We start from the raw sequence: 21,915 nt of genomic DNA, 5'->3' as shown, positions 1-21,915 counted from the left end.
CGAGTAGATCGACCGGAGGGGCCCTTCGCTCGAATGCGGGCTGGCCGCTACTCGACGATCTGCACCCGGTCGTTCGGGTTCAGGTGCTCGAAGAAGCGCTTTGCATCGTCCTCGTTCAGGCGCACGCAGCCCGCCGACTGCCGATCGAGGGTGCCCTGGTGGAACGCGCGGCCGTTGCCGTCGAAGAACACCGCGTACGGCATCTTCGCGCCCTCGAACTCCTGGCTGACGTGGTAGCGGTCCTTGCGCTGGATCACGTAGTCGCCCACCGGCGTCTCGTGGCCCTTGCCGCCGTGGGTGTTGTCGACCGGGCCGTGGACGACGGTGCCCTCGCCGTCGAGCAGCCACGCCGTGTTCTCCGAGAGGTCGACGCACGCCCGGATCGTCGGTGTGGTGCACGGCGTGCCGCCCACGCCCGGTGCGGTCCCGGCCGGTGCGGCGGCCGCGGCGATGCCGGTGGCCTGGACCAGCCCCATCCCTACGGCGGCCGCGGAGACGACGAGGCGCCCCGTGCCCGGGCGCTGCTGCTGACGATGCCTGCCCTTGCTCACTGAACCTCGCTCGGTCGTCCACGCGCCGGCCACGCGCCGTGCCGGCATGCACGCACGGCTCCCCCCGGACGTGCACGAAAAGGACAACGACGCGGGAAAGGGACGGTCACGAACCGGACGGACAACCCGAGACCGGTCGCAGTTGCGCGACTCGGGCGCGCGCTACCCGTCGTCGGGAAGATTCCTGGCGAACGGCGCTACCGCTGCACCGCGCGGGTGAACGCCTCGTACGCGTCGTCGCCGAAGAGGACGAAGCGGACCTCCTCCACGGCCGTCCGGGTGGATTCGACCGTCTGCACCGCAATCCGCGCGGCGTCGTCCATCGGCCAGCCGTACACGCCCGCGGAGATCGCAGGGAACGCCACGGTGCGGGCGCCCAGCTCGTCGGCGACGCGCAGCGACTCGCGGTAGGCGCTCGCCAGGAGCTCGGAACGGTCCTTCGACTTCGCGTAGACCGGCCCCACCGTGTGGATCACGTGCTGCGCCGGGAGCTTCCCGGCCGTCGTGGCGACGGCCTGGCCGGTCGGCAGCCCGTCGGGGAGGGACGTCGCCCGGAGGCGCTTGCACTCCTCGAGAATCTCGGGGCCGCCCCGGCGGTGGATCGCACCGTCGACCCCGCCCCCACCGAGCAGGCCCGAGTTGGCGGCATTGACGACCGCGTCGACCTCCTGGGTCGTGATGTCGCCCCGCACGAGGCTGATGCGCGCTCCCACACCGACGGCAGTACCCCCGGGCGTGCCACGATCATGCACATGACGTCCGACCGCAGCATCGAGGTGTCCCGCCTGGTCGACGCGCCGCCGGAGCGCGCCTTCGCCCTCGTCGCCGACCCGGACCGCCACCCCGACATCGACGCCTCCGGCATGGTGCGCGCCTCGCAGACGCACCTCGCCCTCACCGAGCTCGGCGACGTGTTCACGATGGACATGCACAACGAGCAGATGGGCGACTACACCGTGGAGAACCACGTGGTCGTCTACGAGCCGGACGCCGCGCTCGGGTGGGCCCCGGCCGGTCCCGGCCAGCGCCCGGCCGGATACACGTGGACCTACACCTTCGAGCCCGACGGCGACGGCACGCGCGTGACCCTGACCTACGACTGGTCCGCCGTCACCGACCCGCAACTGATCGACTTCTTCCCGGTCGTCGACGCCGAGACGTTGGACGCGTCGCTGGGCCTGCTCGCGGAGGCGCTGGCATAGGAGGAGGTGGCCTGCGGCCTCGTGAGCACTATTCCGTGTCGGGGCACGGAAAAGTACTCACGGCTGTGCGGTCGGCCGTGATGTCAGCGGTGGCACCCGGCTGACGCCGGACGTCAGCAGCGCGCCACGACCGGGCCGGCCCTAGCGAAGTGCACACCAGGCAGAACTCGCGGCCGGTCGAGCTGCGCTACGTCACCCTCTGGGCCGCAGCAAGGCCCGGAACTCGTCGTCCGGCTCGGCGGTGACGATCTGGCGCGTCCCGTCGGGCGCGTCGAAGGTCAGCCGGTGGGCGTGGAGTCCGGTGCGGCTCGTGGGGTTCTTCTCGAATAGCGGGTCGCCGACGATCGCGTGCCCGGTCCAGGCCAGATGCACCCGGATCTGATGCCGCCGACCCGTCACCGGGTGCACCTCGAGGAGCGTCCGGCCGTCGTTCTCCTCGACATTGGTGAAGTTCGTCGTGCTCGGGTAGACGTCCTTCGACGTGTCCACCGCGTCCTCGGGCACGCTCCACAGCCCGTCGGTCAGGGTGATCGCCTCCCGCGGCGCTGCGATCCGCACCCGGTTCTTGCGCCCGACGGAGAGCGGCAGCTCGATCCGCCCCTCGGCAGGCAGGCCGGTCGTTCCAGTCACGGCGAGGTAGGTCTTCTCGACGGTGCGCTTGGTGAACTGCCGCGTCAGGTCACCGTGCGCCTCGAGCGCCTTGGCGAACAGCACGACGCCCGAGGTCACCTTGTCGATCCGGTGCGCCGGCCACAGCTTCTCGCCGTCGTCGGCGGCGATCCGCACGATGTCGGTGTCATGCCGCTCGCCCATCACCGACCAGCCGACGGGCTTGTCGAGCACGAGCGCGCCGCCGTCCTCGTACAGCGTGCGCGCCGCGCGCATCTCGGCCCAGGTCGTCACGTCCTCATTGTGACGACAGGTGGGCGCCGACCCTGGACCCCGGCAGGGGTTTCAGGACTCCCTCGACGCACCTCGTGGCGCTGGCAGGTCGACGAGGTGGTCGAACTCCCCCCGCTTCGCGCCATCGAGGAATGCCGCGAACTCTTCCCAGCTGTACAGGAGGGCGCCCTCTTCGGGCGACCGCGAATGCCGGACGGCGACGCCGTCCCCGTGCGCGGCGGCCTCGACGCACATACCCGCAGCTGAGCTCGCGCGCGCCTTCACCCAAGCCAGCGCTCGCTGGCCCTCAAGATCCAACATCAGTCGACCTCCCCTCAGCGTCTCCCCGCCGGGGAGATCGAGAGGCATACGACAATGACACCCGCCGGTAACTTTGGCTAGGCCTCGCGCGCGGAGCGGCACGCGTCGAACGTCAGCAGTCGCTAGCTAGATGATCGAATTCGCCCCGCCGGCATCCGTCCAGGAAGGCTGCGAACTCGTCCCGCGTGTACAGGAAGGCCCCCTGCTCCGGGGCCTTTGAGTCACGCAGAGCGACCTGCTCACCGTAGGAAGCAACTTCGACGCACATCCCGCCGGGAACACTCGCAGTTGCCTTCTGCCATGCGAGCGCTTGGAGCAAGTGCACGTCGAGCATCACAGTCCGATCCCCCCTGAGTCACGGGAAGGTCACGCGACCGCCCGTCAATTGGCGCAGAGGGTCCTCTTGTGAGGCACCCGGGACATCCCACTAACGGGGCACGAGCGCCTGACGGCGTTGCAGCATCGCTCTCCGGTGCAGGACGGAATCTTGCGGGTTCGCCTCTTCGCCAGGAACGACCTCTCACCGCTCGAAACAGACCGCTCGGCTTAGTCAAGCTCGGTAGGTCTCGCAGTAGGTCGAGAGCAGGGCATGCGACTCAGCCCGCGAGGCCGAGCGGCTCAGGAGGTCTTGCCAGACGTTCTCGAATCGCACGACCGTCTCGGCGTTGTCGACTTGCTGGAATCCCACCAAGCCCTCGATGAACACGACGTCAGGGCCGGAGCGACCCATGTCAAGCGCGACGAAGACGCTGTTGAGTCCCGGATGGAACCCCGCCGAGAACGGGATGACACGAACCTCGACGACTCCGGCACGGCATCGGTCGATGATCGACTGCAGCTGCTCGTCCATGACCGCGGGGCTACCGACGACTCGAGCGAGGACCGCCTCGTCGATGATCACGGAATAGCGCCCGCGCCGAGACAGCCGCTCCTGCCTGCCAACACGGACGGAGATCGCAGCGTCGAGCACGTCGCGGTCATCGGGTTCAGCCTGAAGCATCATGGCCTTCATGTACTCCGACGTCTGCAGGAGACCCGGAACGACACCCGAATTGAACTCGCGGACATAGGCCGCATCCCGTTCCAAGTCGACGAATCCAGATGAGACAAATCTCTGAAACTCGGTACTCGGGGGAACAACATCGACCCATGCCTCTCGACGCCTTCGCGCCCCCCGCGCCGTCTCTGCGAGCCGGTCGGCCTCCTCGGGCTGGATACCGAAGTAGACGATCAACGACGAGAGGTCCCGCTCGCTGACAGCCCGTGCGCCGGACTCCATCCGCGAGACCTTGCTGATCGAGAATCGAAGATCATCAGCGACCTGCTGTGCAGTCTTGCCGGCCTCCTGTCGCAGCTGACGCAGCCGCGCGCCAAGCTGGCGCCGCAGGGTCGTCGGAGTCGGATCATCGGGCACCGGACGACCCTCCCACCACGCACGGACAACACCGCCGTCCGAGTGTATTCGTGACGGACGCAAAGTTGTCACTTGCCAGGTCAGTATGGCGGACGTCAAAGTAGTACTCAGCGGCGGGGGGCGTCGCAGGACACGCCGAGATCATCGATCAGACGACTCGGACGTGGATTTCCCCCCAGGAGCCGATCAGTTCCCTGCTGGGGAGGAGTGATCGACTGGGACGAGGAAACCGACGACGCGGGATGATCTCCCGCGCACCCACGGGACAGACAGAGAAAAGGCGCTGCGCCGACGTGCGGCAACACGTCCTGGCACAGCGCCCTCTCTGCGATCACATCGTCGGATCACGAGTCCGGCCATGCGCGCCCGGGCCGAACACGGCCCGGATCGACTTCCCCTCCCGGTCAGGAGCAAAAGCGATGCTGCCTTTGTACCGCGCCTGTCAACGCATCTGCACACGACTGGCAAACGATCTCTTCGTCCACGACGACCTCCGCGCCCACGCGCGCGGGTGGACCGTCGAACCCATCCACCACGGCACCGGCCGGCGCTACCGCGATCCCCGCTGGGACCGGCTCAGCGCCTGCCACCACTGCGACGGGGTCGGCTACCGCGGCATCGACGCGTGCCCGGCCTGCGCCGGCCGCGGCGTCCTCGACCGCGCGATTCGACCCGCCGTCGGGAAGAGGCAGCTCGAGAACCGGGCGCCTCTCAAGGTCGCGGCCGACCGTCTGGACGAGATCCCGTGACCGAGGACGCCGAGGACTTCCTCGGCGACCTCCACCACGCCATCCGCCCGGTCCGGCCACCGAACCCGATCGTCGCGCTCTGGCGCTGGCGCTACGAGCTGGCGCTCCTCGTCGGCGCAGCAGTCGCGGCACCCACCGTCGCCGAACTCAGCTCGGCCCTCGTCGTCGGGCTCACGGCGCTCGTCGTGCTCCCGCTCGGGGTTCCGCAGGTCCGCCACCTGGTATGGCTACGGGTCCGCGGCGTGGTCCTCCAGCACCGGCTGCGCACCGCCTTCCGGGCGGCGCGCATCCACTCCAACTCCGGGCGCATCCCGGCGATCCTGTGGACATCGCCGCGCACCCATGCCGACCGGGTCCACCTGTTCCTCCCGGCCGGGCTCACACCCGAGCTATTGGAGGGACAGACCGACCGGATCGCCGTGGCCACCGGCGGTGTTCACGCGGAGGTGCTGCCGACGCGACACCGCTTCGTCGTGAAGCTCGTCATCGTGCGCTCACCGTGACCGACCGGGGGCCTGTCGCGGGATCCGTCGCCGGCCGCGGCGTCCTGTCGCTGTGAATCACAACGACAAGGTGGGCGGGCACCGGATGGAGGCCGCGACAAGAGCCCGGCGCGCCGCCGTCAGCAGCTCCTCACAGTGACGCGAGCATCGTCTCCAGCTTGGTGGTGGTCTCGGCGAGTTCCGAGGCCGGCACCGAGGCGGGGACGATCCCGGCGCCCGCGTAGAGCCGGGCGGTCGCGCCGCTGACCTCGCCGCAGCGCAGGGCGACGACCCACTCGCCGTCGCCGTCGGCGTCCATCCAGCCGACCATGCCCGTGTAGAAGCCCCGGGAGAACGGCTCGAGCTCGTCGATCGCGCGGCACGCCGCCTCGCGGGGCACACCTCCGACAGCGGGGGTCGGGTGCAGCGCCCGCGCGATGTCCAGCGACGCGACCCGGGAGCGGCCGCGGATCGTCGTCGAGAGGTGCCACAGCGCGTCGGTGCGGATCAGCGTCGGCTCGGCAGGGACGTCCAGTGAGTCGCAGCAGCCGGCGAGCGCGGCCGCCACCTCGTCGACCACCAGCGCGTGCTCGTGACGGTCCTTGGCCGAGGCGAGCAGCGCGGCGCCGGTGGCCTCGTCGTCGGCCGGGTCCGAGCGCCGCGGCGCCGAGCCCGCGAGCGGGTTCGCCACCACCTCGCCGTCCCGCCGCGACACGAGCAGCTCGGGGCTCGCACCGATCAACGACCGCTCGGCCGACGACGACGGCAGGTCCACCGCGAACACGTAGCCGGCCAGGTTGCGGGCGGCGAGCTCGGTGAGCATCGCGGGCTGGTCGATGGGAGTGTCGCGGACCAGGTCGAGCACCCGCGACAGCACGACCTTCTCCAGCCCACCGGCGCGCATCCGCCGCAGCGCGTCGGCCACCATCGCCTCGTAGCCGGCCGGCTCGGGGACGGGCCGCGAGTGCCAGTGCGTCGGGTCCGCGCCCTCGCCGCGACGCCCCACCGACCGGGGCAGCGGGGGCGCCCACGTCACGGCCTCCGGCACGACGAGGGCGGCGGGTGCGGCCGGGTCGAACGGCAGGGCCCCGATCACGACGGCGGGTCCGTCGGTGCGGCGCAGCGCGCGACGGGCCTCGTCGGGATCGTCGAGCCGGCGGGCGACGCCCTGCGCGAGCAGTCCGCCGCGCGGGCCGGAGAACCACGTGCCCTGGCCCGGACGCCACCGGGCGAGCAGCTCCGCCGAGTCCCCGGACTCCGTGGGTGGAGTGCCGGGTACGGCCAGCAGGCCGGCCGTGGCCTCGCTCGTCACGTGGTGGCTCCTCCCGCTCGGGTCCGTCGATCATCGCCGCACTCGTGCCGTTCCGCTGGCAGAGTGGATATCCCGTAGGTCCACTCTCACCCGGACCGTCCGGCCCGGCCACGTGACACGCGACGCATCGCTAGGAGCGCAGTGACCCTCCGTGACGATCTCGCCCTCGGCAGCCGCATCGCGGCGATGCGCGCGGGTGGCCTGGCCCTCGCCCTGCGGGGCGATCCGGTGGCCCGACTGATGCACCGACCGTGGCGGCACGACCCGTACCCCACGTACGCGACCGTACGGACCCCGGGTCGGGTGATGCGCAGCCGGACCGGGATCAGTGCCGTCGCCACCCACGCACTGTGCGAGCAGGTACTGCGGGACCGGCGGTTCGGCGTGCGCCTCGCCGACGGTCGCGCCCCGTTCGCGCCCGAGGAGGGCCCGTCGCTCCTGGAGCCGATCGACCTGTCCCTGCTCGGCCTCGACGCGCCCGACCACACCCGGCTGCGTCGGCTGGCCGCGCCGACGTTCGCGCCGCGGCGCCTCGAGCGCTACCGCGAGATCGCGGAGACCGTCACCGCCGACCTGCTCGACCGCGCGGCCGCCCGCGGCCGCTTCGACCTGGTGCGCGACCTCGCCGCCCCGCTGCCGATCACGGTGATCGCCCGGCTGCTCGCCATCCCCGAGGTCGACGCCGACCGCTTCGCCGCCTGGGGCCGCGCGCTCGGCGGGGCACTCGACGGCGTCCGCTCGGTCGCGCACGCCCACGAGCTCGCCCGCACGACGACGGAGGCCCGCGCGCTCTTCGAGTCGCTGGTGTCCCGACGCCGGGTGGACCCCGGCGAGGACGTCGTCTCCGGTCTCGTCGGGGCCCTCGACGACGGCCGCATGACGATCGACGAGCTCGTCTCGCTCGCCCAGCTGCTGCTCGTCGCGGGCTTCGAGACGACCACCAACCTCGTCGGGAACGCCGTCCGCGCGATGCAGGCGACGCCCGGGCAGTGGGAGGCGCTGGTCGCCGATCCCGGGCTCGCGCCCGGCGCGGTCGAGGAGACGCTGCGCTACGACCCGCCGGTGCAGCTGACCGCGCGCATCGCCCACGAGGACGTCGAGCTGGACGGCGTCCCGCTGCGCCGCGACAGCGGGGTCCTCGTGCTGCTCGCGGCCGCCGGGCGGGACCCCGAGGCCCACACGGACCCGGAGCGGTTCGACATCGCCCGCGAGCAGACCACCCCGCACCTCGCGTTCTCGGGCGGCGCGCACTACTGCCTCGGCGCCGCCCTCGCCCGGCTCGAGGGCGAGGTCGCGCTGCGGATGCTCGCGGAGCGGCTGCCGGGCCTGCGCACGGCCGGGCGGACGGTGCCGAAGACCGCGACCGTGCTGCGCGGGCCGCGACGGTTCCCGGTCGCCGCCTGAGGTCTCCGGATCGGTCCGGGACGGTGGTTCGCGCATGAGATTGCGCGCGACCGGGCAGGGCCTCGACATGCCTGCCATCCCCGCCGTGCACCACGTCGCCATGTCCGTCCGCGACCTGTCGGTCAGCGAGCCCTTCTACACGAAGCTCTTCGGTACCGAGCCTGCGATGACGCTCTCCGACGGACCGTTCCGCCGCCGCGTCTTCGCCCTCGCCGACGGTCAGCTCTTCGGGCTCACCCAGCACGAGACCGTCTCCGCCGACGACCGGTTCGACCCGGCCCGCGTCGGCCTCGACCACGTCGGGTTCGGCTGTGCCGACGCCGCCGCGGTCGACGCCTGGCGCGACCACCTCGACAGCGTCGGCATCGAGCACTCCGGCATCGTCGAGGCCGACTACGGGCTCGCCCTGTCGGTGAAGGACCCCGACGGGAACGCCCTCGAGTTCTTCATGCTCGCGAGCTGACGGCCTCGGACGACAGGAAAGCGTCGTTGCTGTCACTAGGTGACAGCAACGACGCTTTCCTGTCACGAAGCGGGGGCCGTCACGAGGCCGGGGCCGCCACCACCGGCAACGGCGGGCGTCGCGCGAAGTCGGGCGCGTGCTCGGGCAGCACGCCGATCCCGACGACCCGGGCCGGCAGCCACTGCAGCGCCGGGAAGCGCTTCATCAGCCGGACCGGGAACGGCATGCGGTCGGCGTCGTCCGTCGGCTCCGCGTCGAGCACCGGGGCGACGACGCGGCGGTGGGCGAGGTCCTGCGCGGTCTGCGTGATGACGGTCGCCGGGGTGCGACGACGCTGCACCGCGCGCCCGGCGCGGTCCACGGCGGCCGGGTCGTGGGCGAGCAGCGGGGCGGCCAGCAGCCGGGCCGCGGCCACCGCGTCCTGCACGGCGAGGTTGATCCCGACGCCGCCGATGGGCGACATGGCGTGGGCGGCGTCGCCGATGCAGAGCAGGCCGGGTGCCCACCAGCGGGTGAGCCGGTCCAGCGACACCTCCAGCAGCTTCACGTCGTCCCAGGCGAGGTCGTCCAACCGCCCGGCGAGCCAGGGGTTCATCGCGACGAGGAAGTCGTGGAACGCCTCGACGCGGCCGGACCGCAGCCGTGCGTCGGTGCCCTTCCCGATCACGAGAGCGCACTGGAAGTAGTCGGCCCGGTCCAGCATCACCAGGAACCGGCCCCGCCCGACGCGCCCCAACCCGCCGTCGGGATCGTCGGCGTGGCGCGGGACGCGGAACCACTCGACGTCGATCGGCACGTCGTAGCGGTGCAGCGGCAGGCCGGACTCGGCCCGCACCCGCGAGTCGCGCCCGTCGCAGGCCACGACGAGGTCGGCGGCGAGCTCGGACCCGTCGGCGAGCCGCACACCGGTCACGCGCTCGCCGGTGCGCACCAGCCCGGTCACCTCGGCGCGCATGCGCAGGGTGAACGTGGGCTCCTCGCGCGCGGCGGTGGCCAGCATGTCGAGCAGGTGCCACTGCGGGGTCATCGCGATCATCGGGTGCGGCGCGTCGAGCCGCGACAGGTCGCCGAGCGTCGCCTCACCCCCGTCCATCCGGATCCGGGCGCGGGTGAGCGCCCGGTAGGGCAGCTGATCGAAGCGGGGCCACAGGCCGAGCTCGTCGATCAGCGTGAGGGTCGAGGTGTGCACCGTGTCGCCGCGGAAGTCGCGCAGGAAGTCACCGTGCTTCTCCAGCACGGTCACCTCGACACCGGCGCGGGCCAGGATCAGCCCCAGCACCATCCCGGCCGGGCCGCCGCCCACCACACAGCAGGTCGTCCGTTCCATGACTGCCTCCTCGAGCCACCGTGAACGAGCTTTCACTATCGTCGACGGCAGACGGAGCTCCGTCAAGGCGAACGAGCATTCACGGAAGGGGGAGCTAGGTGCCCCGCATCACCGAGGAACGCCGCGAGGAGAACCGCCGTCGGATCCTCGGGGCGGCGCGCCGCTGCTTCGCCCGGGACGGCTTCCACCAGACCTCGATGCCGGACATCGCCCGGGAGGCCGGCCTGTCCACGGGCGCGTTCTACCGCTACTACCCGAGCAAGGACGACGTCGTGCTCGAGGTCGCCGGGCAGGCGTTCTCGATCCTCACCGGTCGACTCGACGAGGCGGTGGACAGGACGGCCGCCCCGACCGTCGCCGACCTGGTCGCGGCCGTCGTCGGGACCTTCGGCGCGCAGACGACCCGCCTGCCGGACGGCTCCGAGATCGACCTGGACGAGCTCGTGCTCTGCGGGGTGCAGGCCTGGGGCGAGGCGACCCGCCCGGGGGTGCTGCAGGACCGCGTCCGCGGCGGGTTCCAGGCGCTGCGCGAGCGGATCGCGACGGGCCTGCGCCGCGGCCAGGACGCCGGGCTGATCCCGTCCGCACTCCCGCCGGAGACCGGCGCGCACGTCGTCATGGCCGTGGTCCCCGGGTTCGTCATGCAGCGCGCCGTATTCGGCTACCGCGACGTCGACGGGTTCGTCGCCGCGGTGCACACCCTGCTGGGCGCACCGGACACCACTGCCCGACCGGCCAGTTCGATGCACTCGCAGGACTAGTGCGACAAGCACGACGTTGCGACACTCTTCACCCGAACCACCACGATCGGGCGAGGAGGGCGCATGTCGACCGAACCGGTCGCGATGCACATGAGCGACGGCATCGTGGACGCGCCGGTGTCGCTGGCCTTCGGGGTCGTCGCGATCCTGGGGCTGGCGGTGTGTATCGCCCGGGCCCGGCGCGACCTCGACGACCGCACCGCACCCCTCGCGGGCCTCGTCGCGGCCTTCGTGTTCGCGGTGCAGATGCTGAACTTCCCGGTGCTGCCGGGCGTCAGCGGCCACCTGCTCGGGGGCGCGCTCACCGCGATCCTGGTCGGCCCGTCCGTCGGGGCGCTGTGCGTGGCGATCGTGCTGGTGCTGCAGGCGCTGCTCTTCGCCGACGGCGGCCTCTCCGCGCTCGGCACGAACATCACGAACATGGCCCTGATCGGCACCGGCGTGGGCTTCGCCGTCGCCGTGGCGCTGCGCCCGCTCGCGCGTCGGTCGCGGGCCGGGCTGCTGGTCACGGCCTTCGTCGCGGCGTGGGTGAACACGCTGGTCGCCTCGTTGGGCTTCGTCCTCGAGTACGCCCTGGGCGGGCAGGGGCCGGCGCTGGGCACGGTGTTGGCGCTGATGGCGGGCTTCCACACCCTCATCGGTATCGGCGAGGGGATCATCACCGCGCTCACCGTCGGCGCGGTCGCCGCGGTGCGGCCCGACCTCGTGTACCTGCTGCGCGGGCCGCGCCCGGAGCTGACGATCAGGGAGGGTGCGACCCGATGACGAGCACGCCCACGAGGCGCCGCCAGGCCGGCGTCCTCGGCGCCTTCCTCCTCGTCGCGCTGCTGCTCGCGGGCGGGGCGTCCTACCTGGCGTCGGGCTCCCCCGACGGGCTCGACGCGGTCACGCAGACCGGCTGTCGCGAGACCGACGGCGCCCTGCAGGGGTGGTGCATCGCGCAGAACGCCGGCGAGCACGCGTCGGCCGGGAGCCCGTTCGCGGACTACGCGGTGGGCGGGGACGACGCGCTGACGGGAGTCGCGGGCGTCGTCGGCGTGATCGCCACGCTCGTCGTGGCCGGGGGCCTGTTCTGGCTGCTCCGACGCCGCTCGGGCCCCTGATGGGCGCCGGTCACGCGCACACCCTCCACCACCCCGGCGACAGCGTCGTCCACCGGCTGCCGGCCCACGTCAAGATCGTCGTCGCGTTCGTCCTGGTGGTGGCGGTCGTGGCCACCCCGCGCGAGGCGTTCTGGGTGTTCGGGGCGCATCTCGTCCTGCTGGTCGCGATCTGGGTCGCGGCCCGGCTCCCGGTCACGGCGATCGCGGCGCGCTCGGTGATCGAGGCGCCGTTCGTCGTGCTCGCGGTGCTCCTGCCGTTCCTCGCCGCCGGCCCGCGCATCGAGGTCCTCGGCCTCCCGCTGTCCGTCGACGGCCTGCTCGCGGGCTGGAACATCCTGGTCAAGGGCACGCTCGGCGTCCTCGTCTCCATCACGCTCGGCATGACGACGCCGGTACGCGACCTGCTCGCCGGCCTCACCCGGCTGCGGGTCCCCGGCATGGTCACCACGATCGCGACCCTGATGGTCCGCTACCTCGAGGTCATCGCCGCCGAGGCCCGGCGCATGCGGCTGGCCCGCGTCGCCCGCGGGAACGACCCGCGGTTCCTGTGGCAGATCGGCCCGACGATCCGCGGCGTCGGCACGCTCTTCCTGCGCTCCTACGAGCGCGGCGAGCGCGTCCACCTCGCGATGCTCGCCCGCGGCTACACCGGCGCCATGCCGCTGCTCGGGGACACGACGGCGGGTCGGCGGACCTGGACGGTCGCCCTCGTGCCGGCCGTGGCGGCGGTGCTCTGCGCGACGGCGGGCTACGCGTGAGGGAGACGCAGCGCCGCGGAGCTCGACCGTCGTCGGAGCCGTCGCTGGAGGTCGAGGGGCTGGCGTTCGCCTACCCGGACGGCCACCAGACGCTGTTCGGCGTCGACCTGCGCATCGAGCGCGGCGAACGCGTCGCGCTGCTCGGCCCCAACGGCGCGGGCAAGACGACGCTCGTGCTGCACCTCAACGGCGTGCACCGCGCGGGCGCCGGGACGGTCCGCGTCGGGGGCCTGGAGGTGGCGAGGCCGCACCTGCAGGAGATCCGGCGCCGGGTGGGCGTGGTGTTCCAGGACCCGGACGACCAGCTGTTCATGCCCACTGTCGGCGACGACGTCGCCTTCGGCCCGGCGAACTTCGGTGTGGTCGAACCGGACCTGTCGCTGCGGGTGAAGACCGCCCTCGACGCCGTCGGCATGGGCGAGCACGCCGACCGCTCCCCCATGCACCTCTCGGGCGGCCAGCGACGCCGGGTCGCCCTCGCGACCGTGCTCGCCTGCGACCCCGAGATCCTGGTGCTCGACGAACCCTCGTCCAACCTCGACCCGGTCGCCCGGCGGGAGCTCGCCGAGGTCCTGCTCGGGCTGGACCGGACGATGCTCATGGTCACCCACGACCTGCCCTACGCCCTGCAGCTCTGCCCCCGCGCGGTGGTGATCGACGACGGCGTCGTCGTGGCCGACGCGCCGACCCGCGAGCTGCTCGCCGACGCCGCCTTCCTCGCCGGGCACCGCCTGGAGCTCCCCTTCGGCTTCCGGGTCTGATTCCCGACGACGGGTCGCGCACGACCAGCACGCTCGCTCCGTCGAGCTGCGCGAGAGTGCCGTCGGATCATCCGGGGGTGAGGGAGAACGCCGGGCCTGTGAGGATGCGGGCGTGAGGAACCCCCTCAACCGCATCCGCCGTCTCCGTCGGGAAGCCGCGAACCGTCGCGACGTCGCCGCGCACGTCCCGCCCGGGCCGCCGACGAACAACATCCGCGACGTGGCCGGGCTGCCCACCGTCGACGGCCGACGGACGCGTGCCGGCATCCTCCTGCGCGGCGACGCCCCGTTCGCCGACGACGGGCCGGACTCCCCGGGCTGGCCCGCGGGCCTCGCGTGGCCGCCGGGAGTGGCGGTGGACCTGCGCAGCGACCGGGAACTCGACCACCCGTACCCGCTCGCCGGCACGCGGTGGCTGCACCTGCCGATGGTCGACGCCCTCGACCCCGCGATCCTCGCGCGGGACGGGGACGACCGGCTGCCGACCGACCAGCTCTACCTCGCGCTCGTCGACGCGGCCGGGGTCTGGCTGCCGCCGCTGCTCGACGCGGTCGTCGACGGGCCGCACCCGGTGCTCGTCCACTGCGCGGCGGGCAAGGACCGCACCGGGGTCTCGGTCGCGGTGCTGCTGCGGCTCGCGGGGGTGACCCGGGCCGCCGTCGACGCCGACTTCACCCGCACGAACGCGCGCCGGATCGGCCTGCAACGGCGGCTGGAACGCCGGCCGATGCTGCGTCCCGGGGTGATCCCGGCCGGCGACGTCGGGGTCACCCGCGAGCACCTGCTCGGGGTCCTCGACCGCCTCGACGGCGACGGCGCCCGCGAGGTCGCACGGGCGGCGGGCGTGCCCGACACCCGGGTGGAGCAGTGGCGTGAGCTGCTGCTGGACTGATCGGCCGCACGGCTGTGGTCGACCACAAAATCGCGCCCGGCAACGCTGGGGTGCGCGACAGTGCCGGGCGGGTCGGTGGTCAGGAAACTGGACGATGAGAGCGGTTCGACCGACCCGAGGAGTGCACCTCATGACGACCCCCGCGACCTGCCCCTGCTGCGGGGTCGTGGTCATGCCGGAGGAGATGGCCTACGACTTCGCGGGCGAGACCGTGGAGTCGCTGACCCGTGAGGTCACCTACCTGCGCGAGACCGTCGCCCGGCTGCGCGCGGCGGTGCACAGCAGCACCCCGCGCCCCGTCGCCGTCTGAGTCCTACCCGGTCCTACCGGCCGAGCCGGGCCGGCAGGTCCGCGAGCGTCGCCGCGCCGGTCCACCCGAGCAGGGTGGTCTCCCAGTCGGCGACGACACGCGGACCCGCCTCGCCCGTGACGTCGCCCGCCAGCACCACGCCGCGGGCGCCGTCGACGGTGACGACCCGACCGGCCAACGTGCCGACGGTCCCGTCGCCGCAGCCCACCACGCACGGCAGCCCGGCCTCCCGGGCTACAAGCGCAGCGTGGGACGTCGTCCCGCCGTGCTCGGTCACCACCGCGACGGCGGCGTACATCGCGGGCACATCGTCGGGGGCGGTGAACGGCCGCACCAACACCACCGGTCCGTCGGCGTCGAGCGCGTCGTCCGGGTCGGTCACGACGAGGCCGGACGCGACCCCGGGGCCGGCCCCGGTTCCCGTCGCCAGGGTCTCCCCGCCCGTCGTCGCCGACGCCTCCAGGTGCCCGCGGGCGTGGTCGGCGGTCAGCCGATCCAGCGCCTCGTCGCGTGTGATCGTCCCGGTCGCCGCGAGGTCGACCGCGATCCGCAGGGCCGCCGTCGGGGACCGCTTCCCGGCCCGGGCCTGGAGCACGAAGAGACGCCCGGACTCGACGGTGAACTCGACGTCGACCAGGTCGCGGTACGCGGCCTCGAGCGTCGACGCGGCCGCGGCGAGCTCGGCATGCAGCGCGGGCATCTCGTCGGCGAACGCCGCGATCGGCACCGGCGTCACCGTGCCCGAGACGACGTCCTCGCCCTGCCCGCCGCGCACCCACTCGCCGTAGAGCACGGGGTCGCCGGTGGAGGGGTCACGGCTGAACGCCACGCCCGTGCCCGAGGCGTCGTCGCGGTTCCCGAACACCATGGCCTGCACCGTCACCGCGGTCCCGGCGTCGTGGTCCAGCCCGTACCGGTCGCGGTAGACGCGGGCCCGCGGGCTGTCCCACGAGCGGAACACGGCGCCGATCGCGGCGCGCAGCTGCTCCCACGGGTCGTCCGGCGGCCCGGCCGGGTCGACCACCTCGGCGTACGAGCGCCGGAACCGGGCGTCGGTGTCCTCCGCCCACGCCCGGTCGCCCGTGCTCGCCGCCAGCCCGGCGACGGCCTCCGGCGTGAGGCCGAGGTTGAGCACCGTGTCCATCATCCCGGGCATGCTCTGCGCCGCCCCGGAGCGGACGGACACCAGCAGCGGCGGCAGGGAGGTCGACGGGTCCGCGAACCGCCGCCCGGAGTCCGCCTCCAGGGCCCGCATCGCGTCGACGACCCCGGCCCACACCTCGTCGGGCAGCCCCGCCGCGCGGTAGCGGGCGCAGACGTCGGTGGTGATCGCGAACGCCGGCGGGCCGGGCAGCCCGAGGGCGCGCATCCGGTTGACCGAGTGCGCCTTCCCGCCCAGGCGCTCGCGACCGAGCGAGCACGTCCCGTCGAGGGCGACGACGGTGTCGGTCGAGCGGTCGTCGAGGCCGGTGGTCACGGTGGATCTCCTCAGTTCACGACGACGGCTGCGGCGGCTGCGGCGGCCCGCGCGGCCAGGAGACCGCCCTCGACCGGCAGGTCGACGCCGCGGATCCACGACGCCGACGGCCCGAGCAGGAACGCGACGGCCGCGGCGACCTCGTCCGGCCGACCGTGACGCCCGACCGCCGCGGCGGCCCGGTCGATGTCGGCCTCGCCCATCGACGTGCGGAAGTCGCGCAGGATCGGGGTCTCGACCGGCCCGGGGCTGACCGCGTTCAGGCGGGCGCCGCCGATGTGGCGGCCCGCCGTGAGTCGGGTCCAGCGCACGAGCGCCTTCTTCGACGTGTCGTACGCGGCGGGCCCGGCGTGCGGGTGGCGGGCCAACCACCGGTCGAGGTCCGCGGCGTCCCCGCAGGCCAGGAGTTCGTCGAGGACGTCGTCCGGCTCGGGGCTGCGGTACTGGGCCACCGAGGCCACCGTGACGACGGAGTCGAGCGTCCCCAGCAGGGGCTCGATCAGCCGGCGCGCGGCGAGCACGTTGACCGCGAGCACCGTCGAGGCCGGGGCCGTGCCCGGCACGCCGGCGACGTGCGCCACGGCCGACACCTCGTCGCGCACCCGCGCGACGACCGCCGCGACCTGCGCGGGGTCCGTGAGGTCGCAGGTGAGGGTCTCGACGTCGGGTGCGGCCGGCACCGGCGCGCGGTCGAGCGCGAGGACGCGCCACCCGGCGTCGGGAAGGAGACCGACGAGCGCGGCGCCGATCCCGGAGGCGGCCCCGGTGACCAGCGCGGTCCGCTCAGCCATGGTCGATCCGCACCGGGAGGTGCTTCGTCCCACGGAAGAAGTTCGACGCCAGCCGGTCGATCCCGCCGGTCTGCGTGATCTCGAGTCCGCGCTCGGCGAGCCGCCGGAAGAACACGGTCGCCTCCAGCCGCGCGAGGTGGGCGCCGAGGCAGGCGTGCGCACCCCAACCGAAGCCGAGGTGGTCGGCCTCGTCGCGCCAGGGCCGGAAGGCGTCGGGGTCGGTGTAGACGCGGTCGTCGCGGTTGCCCGAGACGAACCACATGACGACCTTCTCGCCGGGGGCGATCGTGCGGCCGTGCAGCTCCAGCGGAGCCGTGGCGGTGCGGCGCATGCAGAGGACCGGGGAGACCCAGCGCAGCATCTCCTCGATCGCCGGCCGGAGCCGGGCGGCCGGGTCCGCCGTGATCCAGGGCCACGCCGCCGGTTCGAGGTGCAGGGCGTGCACCCCGCCGGAGAGCAGGTTCCGGGTCGTCTCGTTCCCGGCGACCATGAGGATGAGGTAGTAGGCGTCGAGCTGCCCGCGGGTGAGCGGGTGCTCGTCGACCTGCGCGTGCGCGAGGACCGAGACGAGCCCGTCGTCGGGGACCGCCCGGCGGGCCGCCTCGAGCTCACGGAAGTAGGCGAAGACCTCGTCGCGGGCGCGGACCGCGGTCTCGGGGCCGTCGGCGTACTCCGGATCCGCGGAGGCCATCTGGTTGGTCCAGCGCAGGATGTCCGGGCAGTCCTGCGGGGGGACCCCGAGGAGTCGGCCGAGCACGAGCAGCGGCAGCTGCGCGGAGATCGCGGGGACGAGGTCGAACTCGCCGGCGCCCACCCAGGGGTCGAGCAGGTCGTCGACGACGGTGGTGATCTCGTCCTCCCACCGGGCCACCGCGGCGGGTCGCAGGACGGGGATGACGAGTCGGCGCAGCTTCATGTGCTCGGGGGCGTCGAGGTGGTGGATGCTGCGGTCGCCGTCGCCCTCCGCGCGCCGCGACGGGATCTGCGTGCCCTCGCGCACCGTGACGGCCGGGTCGGTGGCGATGCGGCGGATGTCGGCGTACCGGGTGACCGACCAGAAGCCGGGGCCGTCCGGCTCGTCGTTCCAGTGCAGCGGGTCGTCGTCGCGCAGGACCCGGAGGAGGTCGGCGTCGCGTCCCTGCGCGAAGGCCGACACGTCGGTGAGGTCGATACTCGCGGTGGTCACCCAGGGCTCCCCACAGGTCGGCCGGCCGCTGCTTGCCGGGTGGTGACAGGGAACACTAGTCTCCCACCAGATGCAACTGGCATTCACAAAACAGCTCGAGGAGGAGCGATGGACGACGCCCGCTTCCGCGCCCTGCACGCCCTGCGCGTCAAGGGGATGACCAGCGCGGCCGTCGCCGCGGCGGTGGTCGCCGCCCCCGAGGCCGAGATCGCGGCCGCCCTGGACGACCTCGGCGCGGAGGGCCTCGTCCGCCACCGCTCCGGCGGCCGGATCGAGGGCTGGAGCCTCACGAAGGACGGGAAGGCCGCCCACGCGGAGCTCGTCGCCGGGTCGGTGGACCCCACCGCCCGCACCGTGCTCGAGCAGGCCTACGAGGACTTCCTCCCGCTCAACGGCGAGTTCAAGACGGTGTGCCACGCCTGGCAGACCCGCGGCGACGGGGACACCCCGAACGACCACACCGACGCCGCGCACGACGAGGCCGTCGTCGCCCGGCTCGGCGCGGTCGACGAGCGGGCGGGCGCCGTGCTGTCGGGCGTCGGCGCCGCGCTCGACCGGATGTCGGCCTACCGACCGCGGCTGGCCGCCGCCCTCGAACGCGTCCGCGCCGGAGAGCGATCCGCGTTCACAGCGCCGATGCAGGACTCGTACCACGACATCTGGATGGAGCTCCACCAGGACCTCATCCTCTCGCTCGGCCGGACCCGGAACACGGCCGACGAGGGGGCTTCGCCCCGTGAGCACTAATCCGTGTTCTGGCACGGAATAGTGCTCACAGGGCGGACGCCACCTGCAGGTGCGCCGTCTCGTTCAGGGTGTGCAGCAGCCGTTTTCCCTGCGGGGACACGAGCAGCCGGCTGACCGACGTGTGCTCGAGCTGGCAGAACATGCTGCGGGGGCGTTCGAGCACCGAGCACAGGTGCGCGTTGATGACCCCGGAGTGGCACACCACGGCCACGACCCCACGGGGGTGCTCGGCCGCGATCTCGGCGAGCGCGGCATCGACGTCGCGACAGAAGGCCTCCGGGTCGAACCGGTGGGCACCCCACCGGCCGGTCTCGAGCGCCCGCCACATCTCGGCCCGCTCCTGCGCGTCCGCCGTCCGGTCGGCGGCCACGTAGACGGCCACGCCGTGGTCGAACTCCCGGAGCCGCTCGTCGGTGCGCACCGGCACCCCGAGGCGCTCGGCGAGGGCCGCCGCCGTCTCCAGCGCGCGCCGCATCGGGCTCGACCACACGACGTCGGGCCGCCGCACGGCACCGCCCGCGAGGTGCTCGGCGAGCCGCTCGGCCGCGGCGTGCCCGTCGGGCGACAGTCCGGGGTCGGACTGGGCCGCGTCCGCCGGCCGGCCATGGCGGATCAGCACCATCTCCATCACGAACCTCCGGGGTCGGACGAGTGGGCGGACGACAGGCGGGCGACGAGGACGCGGTGCAGGACCTTCCCCGCGTCGTTGCGGGGCAACTCGTCGACGAGCTGCACCGCGCGAGGGCACTTGACGTGCGCCAGCCGGTCGCGGGCCCACGCGACGAGGCGGTCCTCGAGGTCGGGGGCGACGCCGTAGCGGGGCACGACGACGGCGACCACGCGCTCGCCGAACTCCTCGTCGGGCACGCCCACCACGGCGACCTCGTCGACGTCCGGGTGCTCCTCGAGGACCAGCTCCACCTCGCGGGGTGCGACGTTGACGCCGCCGGTGATGATCAGCTGGCTCGCCCGGCCGGTGAGGTAGAGGTACCCGTCGGCGTCGAGGTGCCCGAGGTCGCCCACCGCACCCCAGCCGGGCGTGGCGGCGAGTTCGGCCCCGCCGTCGGGACCCCGCTCCGGCTCCGCCGCGCCGGGCGCCGTGAACCACACCGCACCGTCCTGTCCGGGCGGCAGCAGGCGGCCCGCGGCGTCGGCGATCACCACCCCGCTGCCGACCGCCCGGCCCACCGAGCCCGGGTGGGCGAGCCACTCCCGCGGTCCGATGACCGTGCGCCCGTACCCCTCGCTCGCGCCGTAGTACTCGTGGACGATCGGGCCCCACCAGTCGAGCACCGCCCGCTTCACCGCGGGCGGGCAGGGCGCGGCGGCGTGCACCGCGACCCGGTGCGACGACAGGTCGAACCGGCCCCGGACCTCGTCGGGCAGGCGCAGCAGGCGGACGAACATGGTCGGCACCCACTGGCTGTGCGTCACCCGGTACCGCTCGATCGCGGCGAGCGCGCCCGCCGCGTCGAACCGGCGCATCAGCACCACGGTGCCGCCGGCCTGGTGCACCGATTGCAGGAAGCCGATCGGGCCCGCGTGGTAGGCCGGGCCGGGGACGAGGAGCACGTCGACGCCGGCGCCGGGCTCGCTGAACCCGAGCGTGCGCATCAGACCGGCCGAGCGCACGCCGAGCTCGTCCGGGTGCACGTCGCGCGGGGCCACACGGGCGGGCTTGGGGGTCCCGGTCGTGCCGGAACTGAACAGCAGCCGACCGCCCGCGCGTTCCGGGAGGTCGGGGTCGCGGTCGGTCCCGGCGACGAGGTCGTCGAGCTCCACGGCACCGTCGGGCGCCTCCGCGGGCACCTTCCCGACGACGAGCCACGCGACCCCGGCGGCCGTGTCACCCAGGGCCCCGACCAGGGCGGGAAGGATCTCCGGGGTGGTCACGACGGCGCGCGGCGCGGCCTGCGCGAGCACGGCCACGAGCTCCCGGGCGGCCAGGTGGTGGTTCACGGCGGCGAGCACGAGCCCGCTGCGCCAGCACGCCCAGCAGACCTCACCCCACCGCACGTCGTTGCCGAGCAGGATCGCGACGGTGTCGCCGTCGGCGAGGCCCCGGGCGCGCAGGGCCGTGGCGAGCCGCGCGCTGCGCTCGTCGAGCTCGGCGTAGGTCACCGTCTCCCCGCTCTCGGCGAGGACCATCGCGGGTCGCGAGGGCGCCTGCCGGGCGACGCTGCCGGGATACACCAGCTGACCCCCTCCAGGTCTCGGACGGCGACAATGTAGACGACCAGTCGCATCCTGCGGCAGTCCCGAGACCGTTTCCGCTGGTCGGGCCCTGAGCTAGGGTGATTGCTGCATCACGGACCGATCCCAGGAGGCGCCCGGTGAGCGTGGCGGACGACGACACCGGCGACGCCGGGACCGGGTCGCCGCCGGTCCGGCGCGGCAAGAACACGCGCGGGCTGCGGACCCGGCAGGAGCTGCTCGACGCCGCCGTGACCTGCTTCTCCGAGTACGGCTACAGCCGCACGCGGATCGCCGACATCGTCTTCGCCGCCGGCGTCTCGCAGGGCAACTTCTACCGGCACTTCGCGAGCAAGGACGAGATCTTCCTCGAGGCGCTCCGACCGAGCCTGGACGAGCTCACGCGCTCGACCCACCGCACCACCCGGACCGGCGACGGCACCGACCGCGCCACGCTCGTGGCCCTGACGAGCGCCTACCTGACCTCGTACGCCCGCAACCGGCGGATTCTGCGCGTCATGCGCGAGGCGGCCGCGACGAGCACCGACGAGGGGTTCTCGGAGCTGTGGCTCGCACAGCGGGCCAACTACGTCGAGCGCACCGCACGCTGGCTGCGCGACCTGCACCGCCGCGGCCGACTGCACGACACCGACGTCGAGCTGCTCGCCGACGTGCTCGGCTCGGCCATCGAGCAGACCGCCTACGTCCACATCGGCCTCCCGGCGGCGACCCCCCGCCGGGAGCGCATCGAGCAGCTGGCGGTGGCCGTCGGCGAGGTCTGGCACCGGGCACTGCCGCTGGTGGACCGCGGGGAGGCTTGACAGGCCGA

Annotated in this window: 27 protein-coding genes; 14 read left to right on the top strand and 13 right to left on the bottom strand. The window is 73.3% G+C overall.

The window, feature by feature from the left end:
* Positions 1-47: 47 nt before the first annotated feature.
* Positions 48-551: a L,D-transpeptidase gene (locus A3CO_RS0115075; RefSeq protein WP_026204634.1), complete on the bottom strand. Its 504-nt coding sequence runs from the start codon at positions 549-551 to the stop codon at positions 48-50.
* Positions 552-748: 197 nt separating this feature from the next.
* Positions 749-1,264 (bottom strand): O-acetyl-ADP-ribose deacetylase, encoded by a 516-nt coding sequence (locus A3CO_RS0115070; RefSeq protein WP_018333079.1) that lies wholly within the window; start codon positions 1,262-1,264, stop codon positions 749-751.
* A 39-nt stretch (positions 1,265-1,303) separates the two neighbouring features.
* Here A3CO_RS0115070 and A3CO_RS0115065 point away from each other — a divergent pair, with 39 nt between their 5' ends.
* Complete coding sequence (locus A3CO_RS0115065; protein ID WP_018333078.1) at positions 1,304-1,753, top strand: SRPBCC family protein; 450 nt, start codon at positions 1,304-1,306, stop codon at positions 1,751-1,753.
* 192 nt (positions 1,754-1,945) lie between these two features.
* On the opposite strand, the gene A3CO_RS0115060 is transcribed toward A3CO_RS0115065, so the two are convergent.
* The 4 genes from A3CO_RS0115060 to A3CO_RS32435 all read right to left on the bottom strand — a co-directional run bounded on the left by A3CO_RS0115060 (position 1,946) and on the right by A3CO_RS32435 (position 4,370).
* Entirely contained in the window at positions 1,946-2,656 is a 711-nt protein-coding gene (locus A3CO_RS0115060; RefSeq protein ID WP_018333077.1) for an RluA family pseudouridine synthase, read from the bottom strand.
* A 51-nt stretch (positions 2,657-2,707) separates the two neighbouring features.
* Positions 2,708-3,004, bottom strand: a complete 297-nt coding sequence (locus A3CO_RS0115055) for a DUF397 domain-containing protein (protein WP_245561509.1) — start codon at positions 3,002-3,004, stop codon at positions 2,708-2,710.
* 64 nt (positions 3,005-3,068) lie between these two features.
* Positions 3,069-3,290, bottom strand: coding sequence for a DUF397 domain-containing protein (locus A3CO_RS0115050; protein WP_026204632.1), 222 nt, complete (start codon positions 3,288-3,290; stop codon positions 3,069-3,071).
* Positions 3,291-3,506: 216 nt separating this feature from the next.
* Positions 3,507-4,370, bottom strand: a complete 864-nt coding sequence (locus A3CO_RS32435) for a helix-turn-helix domain-containing protein (RefSeq protein WP_018333074.1) — start codon at positions 4,368-4,370, stop codon at positions 3,507-3,509.
* Positions 4,371-4,789: 419 nt separating this feature from the next.
* Between A3CO_RS32435 and A3CO_RS32430 the strand changes: the two genes are divergently transcribed.
* Complete coding sequence (locus A3CO_RS32430; RefSeq protein ID WP_157647588.1) at positions 4,790-5,119, top strand: hypothetical protein; 330 nt, start codon at positions 4,790-4,792, stop codon at positions 5,117-5,119.
* Positions 5,116-5,622 (top strand): hypothetical protein, encoded by a 507-nt coding sequence (locus tag A3CO_RS35910; protein WP_018333072.1) that lies wholly within the window; start codon positions 5,116-5,118, stop codon positions 5,620-5,622. The genes A3CO_RS32430 and A3CO_RS35910 overlap by 4 nt, the downstream gene beginning before the upstream one ends.
* 130 nt (positions 5,623-5,752) lie before the next feature.
* Here the strand turns inward: A3CO_RS35910 and A3CO_RS0115035 are convergent, their stop codons facing one another.
* On the bottom strand, positions 5,753-6,913 hold the full coding sequence (locus A3CO_RS0115035; protein ID WP_018333071.1) for an isochorismate synthase: 1,161 nt from the start codon (positions 6,911-6,913) through the stop codon (positions 5,753-5,755).
* A 141-nt stretch (positions 6,914-7,054) separates the two neighbouring features.
* On the opposite strand from A3CO_RS0115035, the gene A3CO_RS0115030 reads away from it, so the two are divergent.
* Both A3CO_RS0115030 and A3CO_RS0115025 read left to right on the top strand, forming a co-directional pair.
* Complete coding sequence (locus tag A3CO_RS0115030) at positions 7,055-8,317, top strand: cytochrome P450 (RefSeq protein ID WP_018333070.1); 1,263 nt, start codon at positions 7,055-7,057, stop codon at positions 8,315-8,317.
* A 34-nt stretch (positions 8,318-8,351) separates the two neighbouring features.
* The gene (locus tag A3CO_RS0115025; protein ID WP_245561508.1) at positions 8,352-8,780 is read left to right on the top strand and encodes a VOC family protein; all 429 of its coding nucleotides are present in this window, start codon (positions 8,352-8,354) and stop codon (positions 8,778-8,780) included.
* A gap of 79 nt (positions 8,781-8,859) precedes the next feature.
* Here the strand turns inward: A3CO_RS0115025 and A3CO_RS0115020 are convergent, their stop codons facing one another.
* Positions 8,860-10,107 (bottom strand): FAD-dependent oxidoreductase, encoded by a 1,248-nt coding sequence (locus A3CO_RS0115020; protein WP_026204630.1) that lies wholly within the window; start codon positions 10,105-10,107, stop codon positions 8,860-8,862.
* Positions 10,108-10,205: 98 nt separating this feature from the next.
* Here A3CO_RS0115020 and A3CO_RS32420 point away from each other — a divergent pair, with 98 nt between their 5' ends.
* The 7 genes from A3CO_RS32420 to A3CO_RS0114985 all read left to right on the top strand — a co-directional run bounded on the left by A3CO_RS32420 (position 10,206) and on the right by A3CO_RS0114985 (position 14,692).
* The gene (locus A3CO_RS32420) at positions 10,206-10,868 is read left to right on the top strand and encodes a TetR/AcrR family transcriptional regulator (RefSeq protein WP_018333067.1); all 663 of its coding nucleotides are present in this window, start codon (positions 10,206-10,208) and stop codon (positions 10,866-10,868) included.
* Between the two features lie 63 nt (positions 10,869-10,931).
* Positions 10,932-11,633, top strand: a complete 702-nt coding sequence (locus A3CO_RS0115010) for an energy-coupling factor ABC transporter permease (protein ID WP_018333066.1) — start codon at positions 10,932-10,934, stop codon at positions 11,631-11,633.
* On the top strand, positions 11,630-11,971 hold the full coding sequence (locus A3CO_RS0115005; protein ID WP_018333065.1) for a PDGLE domain-containing protein: 342 nt from the start codon (positions 11,630-11,632) through the stop codon (positions 11,969-11,971). The genes A3CO_RS0115010 and A3CO_RS0115005 overlap by 4 nt, the downstream gene beginning before the upstream one ends.
* On the top strand, positions 11,971-12,729 hold the full coding sequence (cbiQ, locus tag A3CO_RS0115000; protein WP_018333064.1) for a cobalt ECF transporter T component CbiQ: 759 nt from the start codon (positions 11,971-11,973) through the stop codon (positions 12,727-12,729). Before A3CO_RS0115005 ends, cbiQ begins: the two co-directional genes overlap by 1 nt.
* Complete coding sequence (locus tag A3CO_RS0114995) at positions 12,726-13,490, top strand: energy-coupling factor ABC transporter ATP-binding protein (protein WP_018333063.1); 765 nt, start codon at positions 12,726-12,728, stop codon at positions 13,488-13,490. Before cbiQ ends, A3CO_RS0114995 begins: the two co-directional genes overlap by 4 nt.
* A gap of 112 nt (positions 13,491-13,602) precedes the next feature.
* The gene (locus A3CO_RS32415) at positions 13,603-14,382 is read left to right on the top strand and encodes a tyrosine-protein phosphatase (protein ID WP_018333062.1); all 780 of its coding nucleotides are present in this window, start codon (positions 13,603-13,605) and stop codon (positions 14,380-14,382) included.
* Between the two features lie 130 nt (positions 14,383-14,512).
* Positions 14,513-14,692, top strand: a complete 180-nt coding sequence (locus tag A3CO_RS0114985; protein WP_157647587.1) for a hypothetical protein — start codon at positions 14,513-14,515, stop codon at positions 14,690-14,692.
* Positions 14,693-14,705: 13 nt separating this feature from the next.
* Here the strand turns inward: A3CO_RS0114985 and A3CO_RS0114980 are convergent, their stop codons facing one another.
* Genes A3CO_RS0114980 through A3CO_RS0114970 form a run of 3 tightly spaced genes read right to left on the bottom strand, consistent with a single transcriptional unit; the run spans position 14,706 to position 18,146 of the window.
* On the bottom strand, positions 14,706-16,169 hold the full coding sequence (locus A3CO_RS0114980) for a pyruvate, phosphate dikinase (RefSeq protein ID WP_018333060.1): 1,464 nt from the start codon (positions 16,167-16,169) through the stop codon (positions 14,706-14,708).
* An 11-nt stretch (positions 16,170-16,180) separates the two neighbouring features.
* Positions 16,181-16,960: an SDR family oxidoreductase gene (locus tag A3CO_RS0114975; RefSeq protein WP_018333059.1), complete on the bottom strand. Its 780-nt coding sequence runs from the start codon at positions 16,958-16,960 to the stop codon at positions 16,181-16,183.
* Positions 16,953-18,146: a cytochrome P450 gene (locus tag A3CO_RS0114970; protein ID WP_018333058.1), complete on the bottom strand. Its 1,194-nt coding sequence runs from the start codon at positions 18,144-18,146 to the stop codon at positions 16,953-16,955. Before A3CO_RS0114970 ends, A3CO_RS0114975 begins: the two co-directional genes overlap by 8 nt.
* 108 nt (positions 18,147-18,254) lie before the next feature.
* Here A3CO_RS0114970 and A3CO_RS0114965 point away from each other — a divergent pair, with 108 nt between their 5' ends.
* Positions 18,255-18,893, top strand: a complete 639-nt coding sequence (locus A3CO_RS0114965; protein WP_018333057.1) for a hypothetical protein — start codon at positions 18,255-18,257, stop codon at positions 18,891-18,893.
* Between the two features lie 25 nt (positions 18,894-18,918).
* On the opposite strand, the gene A3CO_RS0114960 is transcribed toward A3CO_RS0114965, so the two are convergent.
* Both A3CO_RS0114960 and A3CO_RS32410 read right to left on the bottom strand, forming a co-directional pair.
* Positions 18,919-19,521, bottom strand: coding sequence for a histidine phosphatase family protein (locus tag A3CO_RS0114960; protein ID WP_018333056.1), 603 nt, complete (start codon positions 19,519-19,521; stop codon positions 18,919-18,921).
* Positions 19,521-21,086: an AMP-binding protein gene (locus tag A3CO_RS32410; protein WP_033414414.1), complete on the bottom strand. Its 1,566-nt coding sequence runs from the start codon at positions 21,084-21,086 to the stop codon at positions 19,521-19,523. Before A3CO_RS32410 ends, A3CO_RS0114960 begins: the two co-directional genes overlap by 1 nt.
* A 140-nt stretch (positions 21,087-21,226) precedes the next feature.
* Between A3CO_RS32410 and A3CO_RS32405 the strand changes: the two genes are divergently transcribed.
* Positions 21,227-21,907, top strand: a complete 681-nt coding sequence (locus A3CO_RS32405; RefSeq protein WP_018333054.1) for a TetR/AcrR family transcriptional regulator — start codon at positions 21,227-21,229, stop codon at positions 21,905-21,907.
* The last annotated feature ends 8 nt before the right edge of the window (positions 21,908-21,915 follow it).

The sequence above is a fragment of the Actinomycetospora chiangmaiensis DSM 45062 genome (assembly GCF_000379625.1).
In the GTDB taxonomy this organism is placed as follows: domain Bacteria; phylum Actinomycetota; class Actinomycetes; order Mycobacteriales; family Pseudonocardiaceae; genus Actinomycetospora; species Actinomycetospora chiangmaiensis.
Note: the sequence above shows the minus strand (reverse complement) of the source record. Positions and strands in the feature narration are given on the sequence as shown.